Origin of the sequence: Desulfuromonas sp. CSMB_57, assembly GCF_020194955.2 — a bacterium.
Classification (GTDB): Bacteria; Desulfobacterota; Desulfuromonadia; order Desulfuromonadales; family Syntrophotaleaceae; genus JAFCIY02.
The window spans coordinates 1-21,307 of record NZ_JAFCIY020000001.1; the positions used below are offsets into that span (position 1 = coordinate 1).

Below are 21,307 nucleotides of genomic sequence, written 5' to 3' on the forward strand. Positions count from 1 at the left end.
TTGATGCTTTGTCCATCGCGCCTATGAATGTCGATTACAGGCTGCGGCGATAAGTGATGGCGCCGGAAATGTCCGGGTCCTGGCCCTGGCTGGCGCCGCTCAAAGACAGACCGACCATCGAAGCCTGGTCGATCCGGTATTCCAGTTCCCCGCTGCCGCGCACCCAGGTGCGGTCGATCTTGTCGCCCGGCAGATCGAAGGTGATGCCGAAACCGCCGATCTCGCGACCGGACAGGGAGGGACCGCGGCCGTCGAAACGGTGCACGCCTTCCAGCGTCAGCCGCAGCCGCAGGGAATCCGTCAGAGATTGTACGCCGGCCATGCCCAGACGCATTTCCAGAGCGTCGTGCTTCTGGGTGTCGAAACTGGCCGGCACGCCGCCGCCCTGTTCCGAATAGCCGTCCACCCGGGTGTGGGACAGGGTCAGGCCCAGATAGGGATTGAGGTGCAGACTGCCGATGCAGGCCGCATCCAGCCAGTCCGCCTTCAGGCGCAAGGCGAAGCTCTGCACGTCGGTGTTGCCCCGGGAGCGCTCCACCTCCGACCCGTTCAGATAGCCGCGTTTGACCTCGGCATCCCACAGGCCGTAGAAGCCGGTGGCCGAAAGGATGAGTTTCGTGTCGGACAGGGCCTGCCAGTTGACTTCCCCGACCACATAACCGCCGTCCAGGTCGGCGGAACCGGAGAAGGGCAGATCCTGGCGCTGGCCGGCATAGCCCAGACCGAGGCCGGCGCGAACCCGATTGGCGGCATAATCGTTGTACAGACCGATTTCGGCGCTGCCGGCGGTGGTGTTGCGACCGTCGCCATAGCCGCCCAGATCGCCGGTGACCCAGAAGCCGGGGCCGGGGCCGATGAGGTCGTAGGTCATCAGCGGCCGATGGTGGCTGCCGTGCAGGGCCAGGTTGGCCAATTGTGTCCCGGTGTGGAAGATCTGGCGGGAACCCGAGACGGATTGCATCCACTGGACGGGGTCGATGAGGGCGCCGGCGCGGGCCAGCCAGCTCCGCCATTGGCCGTTCGGGTCATAACCGCGGCCAATCAGTACCAAACCGTCGGCTGAGACGTCATTGGCGTAACGCAGATCCCAACCGGCTATGGACACATCGTGGTCCGCCAACCAGTCGGCCACCGACTGCATGCCGGTGCTCTCATGCCAACGAAAAGCCGTGTAGTTGGATTCCGTCTGCGCCTCCCCGACGATGACGGAACCGTCGCCAGACATGCCGTAGGCATAGCTGTAGTTGCCCCCCAGTGTCCCCAGGTCGGCCATGACATTGTCCGCCCAGCGGAAGGCGTGATGATAGCCGTCAGCTGTACTGGCATGGCCGACGACCACCGAACCGTCCTTGGAGACCAACTGGGCATAGCTCCAGTTGCCACCGAGGGTGCCCAAGTCGGTCATGGTGCCGTCCTTCCAGCGGAAGGCATGGTGGGAGTTGTCGCCAGGGAGGTAGGAGTAGCCGACGACCACCTGGCCATTCGCCGACAGATCAGAGGCATAACTGTAGTTGCCACCCAGGGTGCCCAAATCGGTCATCACGCCGTCGACCCAGCGGAAAGCGCGACCATAGCCGCCGGCCAGATCGGCATGGCCGGTGACCACCGCGCCGTCGGCGGAGACGGCCGTGGCATAGCTCCAATTGCCGCCCAGGGTCCCAAGGTTGGTCATCACGCCGTCGACCCAGCGAAAGGCACGGTGGTAGCTGTCACCGGCAAGGTAGGAGTAGCCAACGACCACCTGGCCATCGGCCGACAGATCATAGACATAAGTGTAATTGCCGCCGAGGGTGCCCAAGTCCGTCATCACGCCGTCGACCCAGCGAAAGGCCCGAGATTGGTTGCTGGCGTTATAGGCTTCGCCGACAACGACCTGGCCATTGGCGGATACTTTCCGAGCGTAGCTATAGCTGCCGCCGAGGGTGCCCAGATCCGTCATGACCCCGTTTTTGAACATAAACGCTCGGTGGTAGCCGTTCTCGTCGTAGGCATAGCCCACCACCGTCGACCCATCGCTTGAAAGGTCGTAGGCATAACCGTGGTTGCCCCCAAACGTTGGGATGGGGGTAAACTCGCCCGCCTGGGCCTGGCTGAACACGGCCAGGACCCCTAGCAACATCGCCAGGGCTGGGAACCCCTTGATCCATCTCAACATAAATTACCTCCTGTTCACATTAAATGGGTGGTCACATTTCCGCCTTGCATGTCAGAAGGTGGCTGCGGTTCGCCATACCTCTAGTCTGTCAATGGTAACCTTGCGAACCCTAAATTGGCCGAAAGGGGCAATACCCCAAGTTTCAATTGCGCACTTCTAGATCTTCGGAGCAGTATTGCCAAAAATTCGATTTCCTGTCATGTCGACTTTTTGTAAACCTTTGCATTTTTATGGTGTTTTTTGGATTTTTTACGGAGCCGGAGATGGCAGGATTTCGCGAGACTTGAGCAACAGACCTTTTGTGGAGGCCTGTCGTTTTCAATAACCATCGGTATGAAGTCCTGCCTTTGCATGTGGCCAGCGGGTTGGAGCGATGAAAAGAGAGAGTAAAGAGGCGGCATGTAGCCAAAGATGCCTAAGGGTGGTACCCTGGCTATGTTTAGGGAAGATTTCGAGCCAAAACTTTCCTGAAACTTGCCTGGGAATGGGTGGGCCCCTTTTTTAATTTTTCATGGTCTTGGCCCTGGCCGTGGTTGACGAGGATCGTTTTGGCTGCTTTTTCGGCTGTCCCCGTCAGTCAGGATAGAAAAAGAACCAACCGTCTCCGCCCAAAGTTTACCCACCACAGATTATCTGCAGAGCATCAGGCTAGACGGCGTGATCGGGGTGGGAACACCTCCCCCGGTTTTGTTCAAGCCAAAACCTCAGCGAGTCCAAAGGGGGCCCTCATGGGACATCTGGTCGGCAAAGATCTGTATCGGCAACTTGGCAATAAGATCGATAATCTCACTGTCCGCGCTCCCTGGAACGACACCCTCTTTGCCATCCTCAAGGAGCTTTACTCGGCCGAAGAGGCCGAACTCGTGATCAAGATGCCCTACACCCTGACGGGCCTGGACCGTCTTGCCCGGCTCACCGGCCTGCCCGCGGATCGGCTGCGGACGCTCCTTGAAGGGCTGGCCGACAAAGGCCTGGTTCTCGATCTATGGGTCGAAGAAGGCTATCGATACATGCCCTCGCCGATGGTCATCGGTCTTTTCGAATTCTCCATGATGCGCACCGGCCCCGCGGTCGACACCAAAAAGCTGGCCGGGCTTTTTCATCAATACCTCTCAGACAGGCAGGGATTCGTTGCGGCCAACTTCGCCGACGGCCAGCAGGTCTCTTTTATGCGGGCCTTGCCCCACAAAGAGGCCTTCCGACAAGGGGAATACCTGGAGGTTCTCGACTACGAAAAGGCTGATGCCCTGATAGAGGCGGCCAACAGGTTCGCCATCGGCATCTGCAGCTGTCGGCACGAAAAGCTCCATGCTGCCACCAAGGAATGCGATGTGCCCCTGGAGAGCTGTACGAGTTTCGGCTCAGCGGCCGAATTTTTAATTCGCCACAACCTGGCCAAAGAGGTTTCCCGCTCGCAAATGCGCGAACACTTTGGCCGCTCCCGCGAAATGGGCCTGGTGCTCAACGCCGACAATGTGCAGCGCAACATCACCTTCGTCTGCCATTGCTGCAGGTGCTGTTGCAATCCACTGCTCGGCATCCGCGTCCTTGGTTATCCTCATTGCGTAGTTACCTCCAACTACATTGCCGCCATCGTCTCCGACCTCTGTGTCGGCTGCGGACTCTGCGCGGAAACCTGTCCCATCGATGCGATCTCCATGGTTGCTTCTCCCGCTGGCAAGCAGCAGGGCAAAACCAGCCAAGTCGCCCAGATCGACACCGATATCTGCCTCGGCTGCGGCGTCTGCGCCCTCAAATGCAAACCGGGCGCCTGCCGATTAAACAAGCGGCAGCAGCGGGTCATCCATCCCGAAACCACCTTCGAGCGGATTTTATTGCAATGCCTGGAAAGGGGCACCCTGCAGAACCAGCTGTTCGACAACCCGCAGAGCCTGACCCACAAATTCCTGCGCGGCATGGTCGGTGGTTTTCTTAAACTGCCCAGTGTCAAAAGGGCCCTGATGAGCGACGCTTTGCGGTCACGTTTTCTCGATGCCATGAAGAAGGGCGCCGCCAGGCAGGGAAAGGAATGGTTGGCGGAGTTGTAGCCTCGCCGCAAACCTCGAAATAACGACAGTCTCCGGAGAGTTCCCATGGTTTTGAGCAACGAGGAGGTGACCTGGATCGTGGCGGAGAACCCCGAAGGGCATCGGCATCTGCGCAGCACCATGATTCTTGCCGACGGAACCACCACCCCTTTCAAGGAGGCGACGGTGGCCGCCTTGGTGCGAGCCTATGTGGGGTGATCCCAACGGCTTTTTACACCACTTGACGGGACGTGACCATGCGGGATGGCAAAGGAGACGCAATATGTCCTTTCATTTCGACCTTTTCTCGAAGGGGTATGATCAGTTTCTGGGAAGCGTCCTGGGCCCTCCGGACATTCCATACTGGCGAGCCGTCCTCAGGCTTCCGGTGAAAGGGCGCCTGCTCGATGCCGGCGGTGGGACTGGCCGAATCTCCGCCGCTTTGTGCCCTGATGTCGGACAGGTCGTCATTGTGGATCACTCCCAGGGAATGCTGCGCCAGGCTCGGAAAAAGGGGAATTTAGAACTGGTGTGTGCTGATGTTGCGCGGTTGCCCTTTGTGGATGTCTCATTCGAACGGGCCCTGATCATCGATGCCTTGCACCATTTTCGCCGGCAGAAGGAGGGCATAGCGGAGGTGGCGAGGGTTCTCGCCCCGGGAGGAATGCTGGTGATAGAGGAATTCGATATCCGGCGGTGGGGAACCCGCGCCATAGCCCTCCTGGAAAAAATTGTCCTGATGGGAAGCCGGTTTCCCTCGCCGGAGGAAATCCAGCACATGCTGAGGGAGGAAGGATTGTCCCTTCTGGAGATTCGGAAGGGAAAGTGGAATAGCCTGCTTTTCATCGCGGAAAAATAGGGGATTTCCGCTCCCGTGGGTGTTCCAAAGGGTGTTTTTCCAAATCGGAATTGTATTCCACCATGCCCTCTGCCAATAACGGCGGTAAAGAGATGTCGCCCTCTGCGGAAAGCAATAGACGCCGCCCGGGGATCTTATCGCTGGTGCCGTCAAGAAGATGGTTATTCCTGTGCAGATACTTCGCCATTGACGCAAAATAGAACAGGCGGTACGGGCCTTGGTCAGGACCCTACCGCCTGTGGATACCTTTGGTCGGCACGGATGACCTGCCATGAAATGCGCACCCTGACTGGTTAGACCGGGGTGAAGAGCCGGGGCCGGCCGGCAGAGGTCCGGTCCCGCAAAGGCTCAGTCGTCATAGCGTCCCCGGCGCGCATGGTGCCCCCGGTAGCGTTTGTTGTCGTCATCGTCCCATTTGCGGTAGCCGTGATGCCCGTGGCGATAGCGAGCGTAATCGATATCGCGAATGCTTACGATGTCATGGTATCTTCGATGGGCCAGGCCGGGGGGCAGGTGTTTGCGCGGCATCACATGCCAGGGGCCCTGGATGGTGGGCGCCGCCAGCCAGCCGCGGTGGGAGCGCTGATAATAGGTGCCTCCGAACCAGAACATGTCGTAAGGGCCGCCGACGGCGACATGCACCCCCAGGCCGGGGGAATGCCAGAAATAAGGTTCCGGGGCCACCACGACGGGCCGCGGGCTGACCACAACGGCGGGCTGAGCCACGACCACGGGCGGTTGGCTGACAACGACGGTGGGTTGGGTTACGACCACGGGCGGTGGATAGGGATGCCCGATGTGGATGCCCAGATCGACGTTGACCCTGCCGGCGTGGGCTGCTGAAGCGGCCAGAATCATCGGGAAAATCAGCAATAGAGTTTTTTTCATCGTCCTTGTCCTTTTAAAGAGGAGGTTGTTGTCCTTACGAATAAAAATCACGTGCTGCTGGTGAGGTTGTCACTTCTAAAGTCTCCTGCAGCATTTCGAATCGAACCATGACTCTTCTGGCGGACATGGACGCAATCCACTGGCTGAGGTTTACCGGCAAAAAATTAAAAATGACGAAACTTTGAATGGTCGGAGGGGGCTGGAGACTCTCTCCGGCCTGGACGGTCCCGAAGTGTTGCTTGCCGTGCTTGTCAGGGAAGCGAACAGTAATAGACACCAGCCCATCCACTGCACTTCGATGAGCACCTGGTTGGCATTAATTTATTCTTGGGAGTCCTTACCATGAAAATACGAAAACTGACGGAAGAGAATCGGGCCAAAGTCTATGCCCTGTTGCGGCAGGCTTTTCCCCGCAGCGACTACGAGGCCAATTTGGTCCAGGCACTCCATGAGCATGGCATACCGCTGCATGAATGGATCTGCATCCATACCAACAAGGTCGTCGCCTACCTGGCCTTTTCCAACGCCTACCATGGCAACACGGTGTGCGGACTGCACCTGGCTCCCATGGCGGTCGCACCCGATTTTCAAAAGCAGGGCATCGGTTCCGAACTGCTGAGATTCGCCCTGCGTCAGGAGCCAATCCGGGATCAAACTCTGTTCGTTTTGGGCGCCACCCGTTTCTACAAACGATTCGGCTTTGACCCCTGCCGCGTGCCTGTCTGCCCCTTGACCACCGACAACGCCCATTTCCTTTGTCTGCGCAATTCTGCCACCGACAATTTTGTGGTCGGCTATGAAGCTGAATTCAGAACTGCCGGAAAGCCTCCGAAGAATCCCAAAAACCAACGCCGCTGACCCCGTGATGCCGGTAATCCCGGTATGCTTGCCGGTTCGAGGAAAGAGCCCTGAAGACCCTACGCCCCTGCGGTACAGGACCTTCAGGGCTCTGCCATTATTTCGGGCATGAACGTTGCTATCCTTGGTTTGCAATGGCCCAGAACATTCTTTTATGAGCGCTCAGGAAGTAATTCCAGGTGCTTGGCGGACTGTCAAGAGGGTGTCATTAATGCTGGACTTGCCAGTAATTTGACCCGGTGCTTTTGGCGGATAATTGGATGTTGGATAACGGTGAGTTGCTGAAGGGCAAACAATCCCACGGAGGAGTGAGCAAGATATGGCAAATGAGGCAAAGGTGCTGACGATCGGGATCGTTGGCGGTGGCCAAGGCGGCCTGGAAATGCTGAAAATTTTCGCGCAAAGCAACAAGACAAAAGTGCTTTTCCTGGTCGATCGCGACCCGCAGGCGGTGGCCGTGGAAGAGGCGCGGGAACTCAAGGTTCCGACACCGGTGGATCTGGTCAAAGCCATCCAGCAATATCCGGCGGATTTCATCATCGAGGCGACGGGGTCGCCCAAGGTCCTGGAAATTCTGCAGCAAAATAAACGGCCGGGGACGGAGATTCTAAGCAGCCAGGCGGCCCTGATGTTTTTTACGGTGGTGGAGGAGAATCGCCGCCATCTCAACGGTTCGGTGTTCGGCAAGATCAGCCATATCGGCGAGGAAATCGTCAGCAGCACCACTGCCATCAAACGGGCTTTGTCCGCCATTACCCAGGTGGCTTTCAACCTGGAGATGTTGTCCATCAACGCGGCCATCGAAGCGGCGCGGGCCGGCGCCCACGGACGCAGTTTCGCGGTGGTGGCCGAAGAGGTGAAGGGGACCGCCGGCCAGGCCAAAAACCTGGTGAACAGCATCGAGGCCATCAACAACAACAATATCCTTATGTCCGGTGAATTGGAGGAGTTGCTGGCCCAGTTGGCCTGACGAGAGGCTGCCAGAGTCCGTTTCATCGGGGAGAGTCGATAGATTGGAATTCTGGTCGGTCGGCGACTGGAGTTTGCATTCCGAGGAGTTGCTAAAAAAATGATCCTGCACCATCATTGGAGCAGGATCATTTTTTTGATGACAAGGATGCCTTGATTTTGTTTCTGCCTGTTTTTTCCGGGCGCAACCTGTTCCCGGGGATCAGTCGGTCCGGTTGAGAATCCTTGGGTTGGATCCGGGCCCGATGATCGTGGTCGAGGTGCCGGTCCCGTCGATAATGGTCTGGATCGCATCCTGCCCGCCATTTTCTAACGGTTCCTGCTCCATGACCGGGGGACTCCATTCCGGCGGCAACTCTTGCAGCGCCTCGCCGGGATGGGCTTGGCAGTATTCCCGGGGTTCGGTGCCGAGGATGAAGAATTCGTTCCGGGTGTTCGGGCAGCCGGTGGTGGCCGGCATTCCGGTGCTCGGGTCGATGGTCAGGCTTACCACCGTATCCGGTTGGGTGAAGTCGACGGGGGGGCGGCCGGCCAGGGCCGCGCGCATGAAGCGCTCCCAGATGGGGGCGCTGACCGTTCCGCCGGTAAACCCTTTGCCGCCGGGCCGGGGTTTATCATGGCCGACCCAGACGCCGGTCACCATTTGCGGGGTATAGCCGACAAACCAGGCATCCCGGTAGTCGCTGGTGGTGCCGGTTTTGCCGGCGGCGTGGTACTGCTCGCCGAATTTTTTCAGATTTTTTGCCGTTCCGTAGAGCAGGACGTCCCGCAGCATCTGGGTGGTGACAAAGGCGGCGGCCGGAGACATGGCCGGGGTCGCCACCGAGGGCGTCTGGGTCCAGGATTTTGAGGCGCGATTGTAGACCCGGATGATGGTGCGCGGCTGCACCTGCAGGCCGCCGTTGGCCAGGGGCGCATAGGCGGCCACCAACTCGTTCAGGGTGACCTCTTCCGTGCCCAGTGCCAGGGAAAGATCGTTGCGGGCCTTCAGGTTGAGCCCGAGGTTGCCGGCGAAGTCGGCAAAATAGGGGGCGCTGACGGCCTCCAGCAGTTTGACCGAGATGATATTGTTGGAGTGAGCCAGGGCCTGGCGCAGGGTGAGCTGTCCGTGCCGTTCCTGGCCGTAGTTCTGGGGCTGCCAGATCTGGTTGTTGCCGCGCCGGTAGGAGACCGGATCGTCATTCCAGATATCGGCGGCACGGTGACCCTTTTCCAGGGCGGCGGCAAACAGCAGCGGTTTGATGGCCGATCCCGGCTGCCGCTTGGCGAACAGGGCGCGGTTGTAGGCGCTTTGTTTGAAATCCACGCCGCCCACGGCCGCCAGAATGTCCCCCGTTTGCGGATCCAGGCACAACAGGGCCCCCTGCAGTTCCGGGGAAATGCGTTTCACGCCTTCCTCGAGAGCCTTTTCGGCCAGGTTCTGCAGCTTCAGGTCCATGGCGGTGACCACTTCCAGGCCGCCGCGCTCAATGATGTAGGCACCGTATTTCTCAACCAGTTTGTTGCGGACATGGGTCAGATAATAGGGCGCCTGACCCGGCTTGACGGAGGTGATGGGCTGCGACAGCAGCTTCTGCTTTTCCTGCGGTGAGATCAGTTTAAGTTCCGCCATGCGCCCGATGACCACATTGCGTCGCATTTTGACCTGGGCCGTTTCGCCTCGCGGATTGTACCGGTTCGGGGCCTTGGGTACCCCGGCCAGCAGCACGCATTCGGCATGGGTCAATTGGTCGGGGGTTTTGTCGAAATAGAGCCGGGCCGCCTGGGCGATACCCCAGGCACCGTTGCCGAAATAGATTTCGTTGAAATACATTTCCAGGATCTGCTTTTTGCTGTATTTGCGCTCGAAGTCCATGGCCATGCGGGCTTCGGTCAATTTCCGGTCGATGGTCTTTTCCCCCGACAGGTATTTGTTCTTGATCAACTGCTGAGTGATGGTCGAGCCCCCTTCGGCCATGGAGCCCTTCATCACGTCCTTGACCAGGGCCCGGGTGATGCCCTTGATGTCGATGCCGCTGTGTTCGAAATAGCGAGCATCTTCAACGGCAATCAGGGCGTTCTGCAGAAATTGAGGAATGCGGTCGATGGATACCCAGTAGCGGCCTTCCGCCGGAATCCGGCCCACATAGCGGCCTTCACGGTCGAAGACCTTGATGGAGGTATAGCCTGCCGGCAGGGGCGGATGGGTGGCGAACTTTTCCTGGGCGAGAGCGGACCAGGCCAGGCTGATGACCAGGCCGGTCGCAATAACGGAACCACAAAGCAGTTTCTTCCAGAATGCTGCGGGTGCCATAGGATGACGAGCTCCTTCATGCGAGAAATCTTGGATGGTCCGACTCCCTTCCGTCGGCGGGAATCCGGCCGGCAAGGGAGAAGCTGTTACAATGGTCCTGAGTGGTCCATGGCGGGCCATTTATACACCTTCCGACCGTTCTTGTCATGTGTCCTTTTTCGGCGGGTACGGCGGATGAATGCGTTTTTCAGGGGGTTCCATGGGCAAGGACGCGGCGCGCAAGGGGCTTGACCAGGTTCTGCTTTATCATGAACAGACCAAGCATCGGTTCGATCGACCTGCCCGTTCGGCCGGCTACATGGACTGGGCCAACCAACCGGATCCTTTTCGTTCTTTTCCCGAATGTTCGCAGGTCCGTTTGCCTTTTCTTGCGCAGGATCCGGACCTGCCGATGGAGGGGTTGTTCAATGCTGCGCCGGTGCCGACGCAGCCACTGGTTCTGACGCACATTGCCGGCATGATCGAGCTGTCCATGGGCTTGTCGGCATGGAAGAAAATTCCCGGTTCAACCTGGTCGTTGCGCATCAATCCCTCCAGCGGCAACCTGCATCCGACGGAGTCCTGGTGGGTTTTGCCCGAGAACCAACTGATGCACGGCGGCCTGTTTCACTACAATCCCTATCGCCATGTCCTCGAGCGGCGGGCGGATTTGCCGCCGTCGAGTCCCGCCAGGTGGCGGCAGCATTTCGGCTCGGATGGTTTCTTCGTCGCTCTGAGCAGCATTTTCTGGCGGGAGGCCTGGAAATACGGAGAGCGGGCCTTTCGCTATTGCCAGCACGATATCGGCCATGCCTTGGCGGCTCTGCGCTTTGCGGCCCGCCTCATGGGCTGGCGGATGTCCTTGGTGCATGGTATCGGCGATGAGGACCTGCAGCGCCTGCTCGGCTTCGATCGGACCGCTTGGCACCCGGGGGAAGCCGAAGAGGCCGAGGTGCTGTGCTGGGTCGGCACTGCGGAGGCCAAACCCAACCGGGGATGTTTGCCCGCCGCCATGATCGACGATCTTGCCGGGCAGGAACTGCATGGCCGCCCCGCACCCCTGAGTCGCAACCGGCGGCCCTGGCCCCTCATCGAGGCCGCGGCCGCGGCCTGCCGCAAGCCCCAGGCCGTCGCGGAACCGGCCTCCCGGACCGAGTTTCCGGCCGCTGTACTGCCCGCATCCCCCTATACCGCGGCCCAGGTCATCCGGCGGCGGCGCAGTGCCGTGGATTTTGATGTGCGCCGCAGCCACATCAGCCGCAAGCATTTTATGGGTTGTCTGCAGGCCTGTCTGCCGCATTGCAATCGGCCGCCTTTCGATCTGGGATTGGGCGTTCCCCAGGTCCACCTGTTCCTGTTCGTGCATTACGTCGTCGATCTGGAGCCGGGGTTCTATGCTCTGGTGCGAAATCCGGAACATTTCCAGGAACTGCAGGCATGCACCCACCCGCAGTTTGTCTGGCGGGCGGTCGATGAGCAACTGCCCCTTTACCTCCTCGAGGCCGGTGATGGCCGGGAAGCGGCCAAGCTGATCAGCTGCAATCAGGATATCGCCGGCGACGGTGCCTTCTCCCTGGGCATGGTGGCCCGCTTCCAAGCAACCCTGCAAACGGCGCCCTATCGCTACAAGCAGCTGTTCTGGGAGGCCGGCATGATCGGCCAGGTCCTCTACCTGCAGGCCGAGGCCTACGGGTTGCGCGGCACCGGTATCGGCTGCTTTTTCGATGATCCCATGCATGACATCTGCGGTTTCAGCGATAACCGCTTCCAGAGCCTGTACCATTTCACCATCGGCAGCCCCATCGAGGATGAACGCCTGACCACCCTGCCGCCTTATCACCATCTGTCGCCCGAAGGGTGAGAATTGGGCGGGAAAGTGATTTTTATCTCCGATGGCGGCCTGAACAATGCTATATAAATGTCATTTGTGGTAAAAGTTGCCCTGTTCACCCTTTTTTCACTGAAGGCGCCATGACACCCTATAGTTCTATCCTTTTGGAGATCGCCCTTCCGGTTTTTTTCATGCTGGGTGCGGAACGGTTCGCCGTGTACCGTTATTTACGCACTCCGAGGCAGGTCGAATGGGTTCGCCGTCACGTCTGGCTGCATCCCAACTCCATCAGTCGGGCCCGCTATCCCATGGGCTTCGTGTCGGTGGCCCTGCTGCACCTGGGCTTCCCCCGCTTGTGTTTCCTGTTTTTCACCTTCTGGATGATCACCGACATCACCGATGGCGATATCGCCCGCAAATGTGATCTCTATACGGAAGAGGGGGCGACCATCGACCCCCTCTCCGACAAGCTCATGTATGCCCCCATGCTGCTCTATCTGGCCTGGAGTGGTTGGCTCAATCCGTTGCTGGTGGTGTTGTTTTTGATATTTGACATCACCGGCCAGGCTTCGCGCCGGTTTATCCCGGTCAAGGCAGCCAACCTGTTCGGCAAGGCCAAGACCTTCCTGGTGGTGGTGCTGCTTATCGTGGTCGGTCTGGAATTGATCTACGGCCCCCTGCCTCTGCTGGCGCGTTCCATCTATCCGTTGCTCGCCATCTGCACGGCGCTGGCCTTTTGCTCCGCCGTGTTCAAGGTCATTCCCAACTACTGGTATGCCAATATTCTCAGCATTCTCAATCTGATCTGCGGCCTTGCCGGCTGCTGGGTGGTGCTCAGCGGCAGACCGCCGGTGTATGCCCTGGGGCTGGTGTTTCTCGGCCAATTTCTCGATCTTTTCGATGGCCGGGCGGCGGAACGCTGGGGGTCGACGCCGCAAGGGGAGATCTTCGATGATGTTGCCGACGGTACCAGCTTCGGCCTGACCGTGGGGCTGATTGTCACCGTCGCCTTTGCCAGCCTGTGGAGCGGCCTGTTCATCGGCGGTGTCTACCTGGCCGCCGTCGTCTTCCGCCTGGTCCGGTTCGTCGTCGAGAAGCGCAAGGCCGGGGTGACAGGCGGGGTGACGACCTTCGCCGGGCTGCCTTCTCCGGCCGGCGCTCTGATGGCGGGCACCGCCAGCGTGCTGCTTCCCAGCGAGTTGGCGGTCGGCGTCATTGTTTTGCTGACGGCCTTGTTGATGGTATCGCGGGTATCCTATCCCCACTTCGGGCGAGCCGTTCTGCCCAAAATCCCCAAGATTGTCCGGGTCCTGGTGCTCGGTGCGTTCCTGTTCCTGCTTGCCTTGGGGGTGCGGCGGGACGAATATCTCGCCCCCTTGCTCATCAGCTTCGTCGCCGCCGTGAGTTACCTGGTCAGTCCGTGGGTGGCCAAGGTCTGCCGAAGAGGAGCGCGATAGGTCTCTGGCGTTATGGATACCTTCACTCTGCTGGGCATTGCCGTCGCCCTGGCCATGGATGCCTTTGCCGTGGCCTTGGCGGCCGGACTGACCCTGGATGAAATGAACGGCCGACACCTGTTTCGGCTGGGCTGGCACTTCGGACTGTTTCAGGCCATGATGCCGGTGTTCGGCTGGCTGGCCGGAATGACGGTGCAGCAGCACATCGCCGCCTACGATCACTGGATCGCTTTCGGATTGCTGTCCTTTGTCGGCGGCAAGATGATTTACGAGGCCCTGTTTGCCATGCCGGACGAGGTGCGATCCAGCGATCCGACCCGCGGCTGGTCCCTGGTCATGCTGTCCGTCGCGACCAGCATCGATGCTCTGGCGGTCGGCCTGACTTTGGCCATGCTCGGCGTCAGCATCTGGATGCCGGCCCTGATAATCGGCCTGGTGGCCGGGGTGCTGACCGTGGCGGGTATGCTGTTGGGGCGCCGCATCGGCGGAATCTGGGGCAAGCGGGTCGAGGTGCTCGGAGGGCTGGTGCTGGTCGCCATCGGTCTGAAAATTCTGCTGGAGCATACCCTGTTTCAGAGTTGAAGCCGGGATGGAAGCAGAAAATGGGACAGGCGGTTCCTGAAAGGGGTGAGAAGATGGCATCGGACTCTTTTCAGTCATTACCGGATACGCCCGAGCGGGGCGGTGAAAGCCAGTTGGATTCGTCCTTGCCGGATACCCAACAGTTGCTGGAACGTGTTTTCGATGCCATACCCGACCTGCTTTCGGTGGTGGATCGGAATCTGCGTATCCACATGAGCAACTGGCATGGCGGCTATGATTACGTCGCGGAAGAGCGGCGGCGAGGAAAGCCGTTCTGCTACGATGCATACTATCCCGAACAGGGCGGCAAATGCCGGCCCTGCCATCTTGACGAGGTGTTTCGCACCGGTCGCCCGGTAACCGTCGAGAAATTCAATCCCCGCATCGGCGAGGTGGAAATCCGCGCCTTTCCCGTGGTCGATGATCAGCAGCGTGTCGTGCTGGCGGCCGAATATATCCGCGATATTTCCAGCCGCAAGGCTGCCGAACGAGCTTTGCAGGAGCGTGAACAACAACTGCGGCGCATCACCGACAACATGCTGGATTTGGTCAGCGAAGCCGATCCGGACGGTATCTTTCGCTATATAAGCCCCTCCCACAGGGCAGTATTGGGGTTTGCCCCCGAAGAGTTACTGGGTACCAGTCTTTACGAGTTGTTTCATCCCGACGATCTCGCGTTCATGCAGCCGTTGTTTCAAAAGACTTTGCCCTGGCGCAAGAGTGTTCGGGCGGAATTCCGCTACCGGCATGCCGCCGGGCACTATCTCTGGCTGGAAACCGTGGGCAAGGTCGTCCATGATGCACAGGGCCGTGTCAGCGGCGCGGTCTATGCCAGTCGCGATATCAGTGAACGGCGCCACGCCGAGGAAGGCCGGAGGCAGGTCAACCAGACCCTCACGGCCACCATCGAAGCTTCGCCGCTGGCCATCTTCGTGCTTGATGCGGATGGTTGCGTCAAACTCTGGAACGTGGCTGCGGAGCGGATGTTCGGCTGGCGGGCCGACGAAGTGCTGGGGCGGCCATATCCCCTTGCGCCCGGTGCTATGGAGGGCGAGTTCCGCAGCCATCTGGCCGCCATGAACCGCGGGGAGACTTTTGTCGGCAAACAGACCCGCCGTCGCCACAAGGACGGGCGGATTCTGGAGGTCAGCTTTTTCACGGCACCTCTGCGGTCCCCGGGAGGGACGGTTGCCGGCACCGTCGGCATCATCTGCGACATCACCGAGGTGAAACGGGCCGAACGGGCCTTGCGGGACTCGGAAGCCAACTACCGGGCTATTTTCGATGCCGCTAACGACGCGATATTCGTACTGGACATCGATACCGGAGCCATTCTGGATGTCAACAGCAAGTTGTGCCAGATGTACGGCTATTCCCGCGAGGAAATCCTGCGGCTGCCCATTGAAGCGGTCAGTTCCGGGCGCCTGCCTTTCATCCAGGAAAATGCTCTGACCTGGATACACAGCGCCGTGGACGGGGCATCGCGGCTGTTCGAATGGCATGCTCGGAAAAAATGCGGTGAGTTGTTCTGGGTCGAAGTCAATATGAAGGGAGCCATGATCGGCGGGCACTTTCGGGCTCTGGCGGTGGTGCGCGACATCACCGAACGCAAGCGCGCCGAAGCGGCATTGCGGGAAAGCGAAGAGCGCTTTCATCAGGTTTTCGAACAGAACGAAGACCCGGCCTTTCTCATTCTGCCAGGCTCCATGGCGATTTTCGACTCCAATATCGCTGCCAGCCAGCTTTACGGCTACAGCAACCAATCCTTTCGCGAAGGCGGCCTGGCGCTCATAATGGATGCCGATACCCTGGCGGACTTCGCCAGGCAAATTTTTGCCGAGCAGAGCGGCGGCTTCGGCAAGGGCGGATGGAGCCATATCGTACCCATTGTCACCATTGATAAGCAGGGCCGTTCCATTCTTGCTTCTTTTCGGGGACGGATGCTGCAGCCCCACAAGCAAGCCTATCTCTATGGCACGTTTCGTGATGTCACCGAAAAGCTTCGGATTCGCAAGGAGCGCAGTGAAATGCAGGCCAAGCTGTTCCAGGCCAACAAATTGGCGGCCATCGGCAATCTGGCTGCCGGCATTGCGCATGAGGTGAATAATCCCAATAATTATATCCTGGCCAATGCTCAACTTCTGGATGGGATCTGGGCGGATGTCAACCGGATTGTCAAGGATTGTGAGGAGGATTACCGGGATTTTGCCTTGGGTGGACTGCCTTTTAACGAGGCCATTGACAGGGTGCCGCAGATGCTGTCAGGGATTTCCGAGGGGGCGCGCCGGATACGAAATATCGTTGCCAGTCTCAAGGATTTTGCTCGTCAGGATGAGGCGGCACAGAGTCGGCCCCTGGATGTCAACCGAGTCATTGCAGAGTCGCTAACCATTCTGGCCAGCAACATCCGCCAGCATACCGATCATTTTTTTTGTAATCTGCATGAATCATTGCCGCGGATCGCGGGCCATTTTCAGAGAATCGAGCAGGTTGTGATCAATTTGGTGCTCAATGCTCTGCAGGCCCTGCCCGATCGCAATTCGGGTGTCTATGTGTCGACCACTTTCAACCCTCACTCTCGGATGGTCGAATTGACGATCCGCGATCAGGGATGCGGCATCCCCCTTGAGATTCGCAGTCGGATCCTTGAGCCGTTTTTCAGTACCCGGCAACAGGAGGGCGGAACAGGGCTAGGACTTTCCATCTGCTATGCCATCGTCGAAGAACACCATGGTCGCCTTGAATTCGAGTCGCAACTTGGTCAGGGAACAACGGTTACAGTGTCGCTGCCGATAGCTGAGGAGGCCCGGAAAGGGAACCCATGATCCCCAATGTCGAAAGTCCCATGGTGCTGCTGGTGGATGACGAGGAACCCATCCTTGCCAGTTCCAGCACTTTGCTGCGAAGCCATGGTTTTCAAAACGTCAAAACCCTGCAGGACAGCCGTGGACTGCTGCCTACTTTGCAGAAGTGTAGCTGCGGCGTCATTGTTCTCGATTTGTTCATGCCCCATCTGTCCGGGCAGGAACTGTTGCCGTTGCTGTGCCGCGACTTTCCAGAAATCCCGGTTTTAGTCATGACCGCCGCCGACGAAGTGCAACTGGCGGTGGAATGCATGCGTGCCGGTGCCTATGACTACCTTGTCAAGCCGGTGGAAAATGCCCGTTTCGTCGGCGTGGTGCGGCGTGCCTTGGAAAACTTCTCCATGCAGGAGCAGATCGGGCGCCTCAAAGAGAAGCTTTTCAATCAGCGACTCGAACATGCCGAAGCGTTTGTCGAAATTGTTACCGCAAGTCCGAAAATGCTTAATATATTCCGCTATATCGAAGCGGTGGCCAGCCTGCGGCAGCCGGTTCTGATAACCGGCGAGACGGGAACCGGCAAAGAACTGATAGCGCGCGCCATTCACCGACTCAGCGGTTTGCAGGGGGCTTTTGTGCCCATCAATGTTGCCGGTCTGGATGATCATTTTTTTGCCGACACTCTGTTCGGGCACAAAAAAGGGGCTTTCACGGGAGCCGACGGCCATCGTGCCGGCTTGATCACCCAGGCGGCCGGAGGCACTCTGTTTCTGGATGAAATCGGCGATCTGAAGGAAGCCTCCCAAGTCAAGCTGCTGCGTTTGTTGCAGGAGCGGGAATATCATCCCCTGGGTTCCGATTTGGTCAAAAAGAGTGACGCCCGTATTGTTGTCGCCACCCATCAGAGCCTTCGGGAGCAGGTTCAAGCCGGAACCTTTAGAAAGGATTTGTTCTATCGCCTTTGTGCCCACCATATCCAAGTTCCGCCCCTGCGCCAGCGGCAGGAGGATATTCCTTTGCTGCTCAATCATTTCCTGGCCAAAGCCGCTACTGAAATGAATTGTCCGTCACCACCCTTCCCACCGCAGTTGCTGACCTTGCTGGCCGGCTATTCATTCCCAGGCAATGTACGGGAGTTGGAGGGGATGGTGTTTGACGCTCTTGCAAGGCAGCGCGCAGGCATGCTCTCTTTGGCCAGCTTTCGTGCTGCCACCGGGCAGAAGGAGGACCCGCCAGTTCTGTCCGAGTTGCCGGATCGATCGGAGGTCGGGTCACTCTATCAGATGTTTGGCCGTTTCCCCACACTCAAGGAGATGGATCGATTTTTGATCGGAGCTGCCATGAGCCTGGCCCAGGATAATCAGGGAATGGCAGCCGCCCTGCTTGGTATCAGTCGCCAGGCTCTGAATCAGCGCCTGCATCGCTCCGGACAATCGTGATGTCACGGTAGGACTGAAGTCAGCCTTGCAAGAAAACTTGCGTCGACAAGTTTTGTTGCCGGCATCTGCTGTATACGTTTAACGACATTCTGTCTCCTGCCCCTTTTCCGCCTCACCCTAGAAAACCATCAATTTTTCAATTAGTTGTCTTTTTATTTTGTTTTTTTGATTTACAGACAGCCCCTTTCCGACGATCCACATTGTTTCTTCTGCCAGTTTTCTTGCATATTCCGTGGCTTGTCGCATGTTTCGATTGGTCTGTAAGTATTTGTTTTTTAGATGAAAAATAATATATATGGCTGGCACGGGAAATGCTCAAACAATGTTTTGATTGATTCTGGGCTCACTCCAGAATGTCCTGCCCTGGTCAGAGTCAGGGCGCACTCACCCCTTGCGGAAGGAGATAGCACATGTCAATGCCATTGACCGTATCCAGATTCCTTATGCCCCCCATTTCGCTCATCGGATGCGGCGCATCCAAGGCCGTTGGCGACTATCTGAAGAAGTTGGGCGCCAAAAAAGCGTTGATCGTGACCGACCAGGGCATGAAAAAATTCGGCACAGCAGACTCGATCAAGCAATGCATCGAGGAGGCGGGATTGCAGGCGGTAATTTTCGCAGGCGCCGAACCGAACCCGACTGACCTGAATGTTGCCGACGGTGTGCAGGCCTATAAGGACAATGGTTGTGATTCCATCGTATCGCTCGGTGGTGGGAGTTCTCATGATTGTGGGAAGGCGGTAGGCATTGTCTCCACCAATGGCGGCAAAATTCATGACTACAAGGGCATTGATACGGTTCCCAAGCCGATGCCGCCTTTTATCGCTATCAACACCACGGCTGGAACCGGCAGTGAAGTGACGCCGGCGGCGGTCATCACCAATACGGAAAACCATGTCAAAATGGTGGTCTGGAGCATCAATGTTTCCGCCAACGTGGCTATCGATGATCCGGAACTGATGGTCGGCATGCCCCCGGCTCTTACGGCGGCCACGGGCATGGATGCCCTCACGCATGCAGTGGAAGCCTATGTTTCCCTGGGACACAATCCCAAGGCCGATGCCCTGGCCCTGAAAGCCATCGAGTTGATCGCCAAATACCTGCGCAAGGCGGTCGCCAACGGCCAGGATATGGATGCCCGAGTCGGCATGGCCTATGCGGAATATCTCGCCGGAGAAGCCTTCTCCAGCGCGGGGTTGGGAATCGCTCACTCCCTGGCTCATCAGCCGGGAAGCTTTATCGGATTGCCTCATGGGGTCTGCAACGCCATTTTCCTGCCTCTGGTATGTGAGTTCAACATGAACGCTTGCCTGGAGAGGTATGCGGATATCGCCAAGGCCATGGGCGAGGATATCGCCGGCATGACCGAGCGTGAAGCTGCACTCCTGGGCATTGAGGCCATCCGAACCCTGTCCGCCGACATCGGTATTCCTTCTGGTCTGACGGAATTGGGCATGAAGGAAGAGGATATCCCTGAAATGGCCGAATGGGCGCTGAAGGAAGTCTGCACCCCGACCAATCCGCGGACCACGACTTTGCAGGACATGGTCGATTTATACAAAAAGGCTATGTGAACAATGTGACAGGGCGGTGCGAACGTTGTATTCGCCCCGCCCTGCTCAATAGTTGTTGGTGGCAGAAAATCATCAATTCTCGGTATGGTCTTTTTTAGAAAAAGGCAAGTCATGAAAAACTTGATGTTTGGATGAAAGGTTTTATATTTATGAATTTCGTCAGATCACCATAAAAAGATGGAGTAAATAATATGAAGAAAGTATTTTTTATTATGATGTTCATCGTTTTCGCCAGGCCGGATGTGTCTATTGCTGCTTATGCAAGGGACTACATTCCGCTTCCGGCCGGATCAAATCTTTTCTGTGTTTACTACGATCATGTCAGTGCCAATAATCTGTACCAGCGTGGCAACAAGATCGGAAGTGATTTCAACCAGAGAGCAAATATCGGTTTAATAAGGTATGTCCATTATTTAAATGCCGGCAACGCCCTGTATGGGGAAGGCGGTTTTACCATCGACCCGCAATTCATCATTCCTCTAGTCGATATTAACCTTAGCGGCGATTACGAAGCCTTCAACAATGATCGAGAATTTTCCACCTCCGGCTTCGGCGATCCCATCGTGCTTGCTACTTTCTGGTTCATAAACGCCCCGGAGCAAAAGTTCTGGGTCGGGTTCACGCCTTGGGTGACCCTGCCGTTGGGCGAGTATAACAAAAACCGCCTGGCAAGTCCCGGGGGCAACCGGTGGGTGGTCAAACCGGAGATCGGCATCGTGAAGGGTCTTGGCGAGAAAGCTTATCTGGATCTTATCCTGGGTGGGGAATTCTACACCGACAACAATAAATTCGCGGGCAATAACAAGCTTAAACAAGACCCCGCCCTCTTGGCGGAAGTTCATCTAAGTTACGACATTACCAAAAATTATGCTATTGCTTTGGATTACTACTATGCCCATGGCGGTGAAACCAAGATTAACGGGGTGAAACAGGACGATCGCAAAAGCAACCATGCCGTTGGAGCCACTTTCTTCTTTATGATCGGGGGCAACAACCAATTGCTATTTTCATACCGGGAGGATGTTTCGGTACGAAGCGGTCCGAAAGCCAGTACTTTCGGTCTGCGCTGGGCGCACATTTTTTAGCCTGACCGCCGTTATCGAGGCGCTGGATAGGCTCACAAGTGTTCAGATTTGCATGACCATTCAGCAACAATTCCTTCCGGGGGCGGTTCGGGCATGACCGTCCCCGAATTTGTGCCAGTACCCTTGCGCAGGACTAATCTGTGGCGCCTTTCACCCCATGCAAGTGTCCCGTGTGGTTCGTCCTGTCTTCAAATTCCGGCCCTTTTGGTCGCCGGCTGGGTTCCGCCTTCCCGGCTTAACTCTGGCCAAGGCTGGCGCGGCGCGTCTTGCCGGCAACCAAGAATCTCTTGGAATTTCTTGACACGACGAACCGCACGGGCACTTGCGAGGGGAAGGTAGTTGTTGAAACAGGATAAGAAAAATTACTAGGTGAGATTGACAACGAGTTTATTTCGGCTAAACTTCCCCCATGTCTTTTCCCATTTGAACGGCTTTTTTTGAAACGCGCGCATTCATCGCATCAATTCGGACCGGTGCTTGAGCTGTATTCCCTGTGCCGCCGGTTAGGTT

General features: G+C 57.7%; 15 protein-coding genes. 12 read left to right on the forward strand and 3 right to left on the reverse strand.

Going from position 1 to position 21,307, the window contains the following annotated elements:
* Positions 1-34: 34 nt before the first annotated feature.
* Positions 35-2,155, reverse strand: a complete 2,121-nt coding sequence (locus tag JQN68_RS00005) for an autotransporter domain-containing protein (protein ID WP_249620946.1) — start codon at positions 2,153-2,155, stop codon at positions 35-37.
* A 728-nt stretch (positions 2,156-2,883) separates the two neighbouring features.
* Between JQN68_RS00005 and JQN68_RS00010 the strand changes: the two genes are divergently transcribed.
* The 3 genes from JQN68_RS00010 (at position 2,884) to JQN68_RS00020 (ending at position 5,041) form a co-directional block, all read left to right on the forward strand.
* The gene (locus JQN68_RS00010; protein ID WP_225071091.1) at positions 2,884-4,203 is read left to right on the forward strand and encodes a DUF362 domain-containing protein; all 1,320 of its coding nucleotides are present in this window, start codon (positions 2,884-2,886) and stop codon (positions 4,201-4,203) included.
* A 45-nt stretch (positions 4,204-4,248) separates the two neighbouring features.
* Entirely contained in the window at positions 4,249-4,401 is a 153-nt protein-coding gene (locus JQN68_RS00015) for a hypothetical protein (RefSeq protein WP_249620947.1), read from the forward strand.
* 64 nt (positions 4,402-4,465) lie between these two features.
* On the forward strand, positions 4,466-5,041 hold the full coding sequence (locus JQN68_RS00020) for a class I SAM-dependent methyltransferase (protein ID WP_249620948.1): 576 nt from the start codon (positions 4,466-4,468) through the stop codon (positions 5,039-5,041).
* A gap of 348 nt (positions 5,042-5,389) precedes the next feature.
* On the opposite strand, the gene JQN68_RS00025 is transcribed toward JQN68_RS00020, so the two are convergent.
* Entirely contained in the window at positions 5,390-5,929 is a 540-nt protein-coding gene (locus JQN68_RS00025; RefSeq protein ID WP_225071094.1) for a hypothetical protein, read from the reverse strand.
* Positions 5,930-6,271: 342 nt separating this feature from the next.
* Between JQN68_RS00025 and JQN68_RS00030 the strand changes: the two genes are divergently transcribed.
* Positions 6,272-6,787: a GNAT family N-acetyltransferase gene (locus JQN68_RS00030; protein WP_225071096.1), complete on the forward strand. Its 516-nt coding sequence runs from the start codon at positions 6,272-6,274 to the stop codon at positions 6,785-6,787.
* A 319-nt stretch (positions 6,788-7,106) separates the two neighbouring features.
* Positions 7,107-7,757 (forward strand): methyl-accepting chemotaxis protein, encoded by a 651-nt coding sequence (locus JQN68_RS14530; RefSeq protein ID WP_283775305.1) that lies wholly within the window; start codon positions 7,107-7,109, stop codon positions 7,755-7,757.
* A 201-nt stretch (positions 7,758-7,958) separates the two neighbouring features.
* Here the strand turns inward: JQN68_RS14530 and JQN68_RS00040 are convergent, their stop codons facing one another.
* Positions 7,959-10,049: a penicillin-binding protein 1A gene (locus JQN68_RS00040; RefSeq protein WP_249620949.1), complete on the reverse strand. Its 2,091-nt coding sequence runs from the start codon at positions 10,047-10,049 to the stop codon at positions 7,959-7,961.
* Between the two features lie 199 nt (positions 10,050-10,248).
* Here JQN68_RS00040 and JQN68_RS00045 point away from each other — a divergent pair, with 199 nt between their 5' ends.
* The 7 genes from JQN68_RS00045 (at position 10,249) to JQN68_RS00075 (ending at position 20,797) form a co-directional block, all read left to right on the forward strand.
* Complete coding sequence (locus JQN68_RS00045; RefSeq protein ID WP_225071098.1) at positions 10,249-11,889, forward strand: SagB/ThcOx family dehydrogenase; 1,641 nt, start codon at positions 10,249-10,251, stop codon at positions 11,887-11,889.
* 110 nt (positions 11,890-11,999) lie between these two features.
* A complete protein-coding gene (locus JQN68_RS00050) occupies positions 12,000-13,316 on the forward strand; it encodes a CDP-alcohol phosphatidyltransferase family protein (RefSeq protein WP_225071099.1) in 1,317 nt (438 codons plus the stop codon).
* A 12-nt stretch (positions 13,317-13,328) separates the two neighbouring features.
* Positions 13,329-13,898, forward strand: coding sequence for a manganese efflux pump MntP (locus JQN68_RS00055; RefSeq protein ID WP_225071100.1), 570 nt, complete (start codon positions 13,329-13,331; stop codon positions 13,896-13,898).
* Between the two features lie 53 nt (positions 13,899-13,951).
* On the forward strand, positions 13,952-16,723 hold the full coding sequence (locus JQN68_RS00060; protein WP_225071101.1) for a PAS domain S-box protein: 2,772 nt from the start codon (positions 13,952-13,954) through the stop codon (positions 16,721-16,723).
* Entirely contained in the window at positions 16,720-18,138 is a 1,419-nt protein-coding gene (locus JQN68_RS00065; RefSeq protein WP_225071102.1) for a sigma-54-dependent transcriptional regulator, read from the forward strand. Before JQN68_RS00060 ends, JQN68_RS00065 begins: the two co-directional genes overlap by 4 nt.
* A gap of 410 nt (positions 18,139-18,548) precedes the next feature.
* Complete coding sequence (locus tag JQN68_RS00070; RefSeq protein ID WP_283775306.1) at positions 18,549-19,712, forward strand: iron-containing alcohol dehydrogenase; 1,164 nt, start codon at positions 18,549-18,551, stop codon at positions 19,710-19,712.
* Between the two features lie 191 nt (positions 19,713-19,903).
* Positions 19,904-20,797: a transporter gene (locus tag JQN68_RS00075; RefSeq protein ID WP_225071103.1), complete on the forward strand. Its 894-nt coding sequence runs from the start codon at positions 19,904-19,906 to the stop codon at positions 20,795-20,797.
* The last annotated feature ends 510 nt before the right edge of the window (positions 20,798-21,307 follow it).